Below are 1,187 nucleotides of genomic sequence, written 5' to 3'. Positions count from 1 at the left end.
TGAAGTCCCCTCGAATTCCTGTGCCAGTCAGAAGTAGAGGTTGGGGAACAGTTTGACACGGTACTCGACCGGGGGGATTCGGCCGAGGGCTTCGTGAGGTCGATGGTGGTTGTATCGGTGCAGCCAGTCGGCCGTCATGTCACGCACCTGCTGCAGTGAATCGAAGGCGTAGCAGTCGAGCACCTCGGTGCGGTAGGTCTTGTTGAATCGTTCGACATAAGCGTTCTGCGTCGGCTTTCCCGGCTGGATGTGATTGAGAGCAATGCCCTTGGATTTCGCCCATTCGGACAAGGCATGGGCGATGAACTCGGGGCCGTTGTCCAGGCGAATCGACAGTGGCGCACCACGTACCTCCACCAGTTCGTTCAGGGCCCGGATAACCCGTGCAGCCGGCAGGCTGGTGTCGACCTCGATGCGCAGCCCTTCGCGGTTGAATTCGTCGATGACGTTGAAGGTCCTGAACCGCCTGCCGGACCACAGCGCGTCAGACATGAAGTCGCAGCTCCAGCCCTGGTTGGGCTGGTCTGCGGCCTGCAGAGGCTGCTTGATGCGCGCTGGCAGCCGTTTCTTGCCGCGCCGCGGCAGGTTCAGCCGCATCTCGCAGTACACGCGCCAGAGCACCGTCTTGCCCCAGGGCTTGCCTTGGTGACGGGCGCTGTCGTACAGCAGGCCAAAGCCGTGACGCGGGTTCAGCGCCATGTGCGTCTGGATGAAAGTGATGACCCCGGAGTCGTCGCGTGCAACAGGCCGGTATCGCAGTGTGGAGCGGGCGATGCCGCTGGCTTGGCAGGCCCGTCGCTCGCTCATGCCGTGCTCGCTCATGAGGGCTTGAACGACCATCTCGCGACGCTCCGGGGTCAGAGCTTTCGGTCAACAACGTCCTTCAGGGCATGGTGCATCAGTGCTAGGTCGGCGTACATGCGCTTGAGCTTGGCGTTCTCGTCCTGCAACTGGCGAAGCTGCGCCAGGTGCGAGACCGTCATGCCTGAGAACTGGCTCTTCCACTTGTAGTAGGTCGGCTCGCTCACGCCATGCTTCCTGCATGTCTCGGCGACCTTGGCGCCCATCTCGACCTCCTTGAGGATGCCGACTATCTGCGCTTCAGTGAATCTGGATTTCTTCATGTAGAGACTCCGTCTGGGGGAATTCTCTACTTCCGGGTGGTTCAGGTTTTCAAGGGGACTTCA

General features: G+C 61.1%; 1 pseudogene. It reads right to left on the bottom strand.

Annotation, left to right across the window (positions count from 1 at the left end):
- Positions 1-1,124 (bottom strand): annotated as a pseudogene (locus RT282_RS17245) (IS3 family transposase); the annotation flags it as partial.
- Positions 1,125-1,187 lie beyond the last annotated feature (63 nt).

The organism is Pulveribacter sp. (assembly GCF_032079985.1).
GTDB lineage: Bacteria > Pseudomonadota > Gammaproteobacteria > Burkholderiales > Burkholderiaceae_C > Melaminivora.
This window is presented reverse-complemented; position numbering and strand designations above follow the sequence as displayed.